The sequence below is a fragment of the Aromatoleum toluolicum genome (genome assembly GCF_012911005.2).
Classification (GTDB): domain Bacteria; phylum Pseudomonadota; class Gammaproteobacteria; order Burkholderiales; family Rhodocyclaceae; genus Aromatoleum; species Aromatoleum toluolicum.
This window is the reverse complement of the sequence record NZ_WTVS01000275.1, coordinates 1-384: the sequence shown is the minus strand read 5'-3', so window position 1 is coordinate 384 and position 384 is coordinate 1. Positions and strand designations below refer to the sequence as shown.

Below are 384 nucleotides of genomic sequence, written 5' to 3'. Positions count from 1 at the left end.
GGGTACTACAGCTACAAATGGGCCGAGGTACTCAGCGCCGACGCCTACGCCGCCTTTGAAGAAACCGCCGGTACCGACGGCTTGCCCAGCACCGAAACCGGGAGACGCTACCGTGAGGCCATCCTGGAAGCGGGTGGCAGCCGCCCCGCCATGGAGTCCTTCAAGGCCTTCCGTGGCCGCGAGCCCAGTCTGGATGCCCTGCTGCGCCACCAGGGCATGGCGGAAGAACTGACCGCCTGAGTGCGGTCTGTCGCCTGGCCTCTAAAAACCACAGCCCACAAGAATGAGGAGAACCCGCATGCCCCGTACTACGTTCGCTCCTGCCGCTGCCTCCTTGTTGATGGCCCTCGCCTCAGTGGGGGCCCAGGCGCAGAATGTCTATCG

General features: G+C 64.6%; 1 protein-coding gene. It reads left to right on the top strand.

All coding sequences use genetic code 11. From position 1 onward, the window contains the following. A partial coding sequence (locus GPA27_RS28720; RefSeq protein ID WP_246261553.1) for a M3 family metallopeptidase occupies positions 1-240 on the top strand: 240 nt, incomplete at its 5' end. Positions 241-384 lie beyond the last annotated feature (144 nt).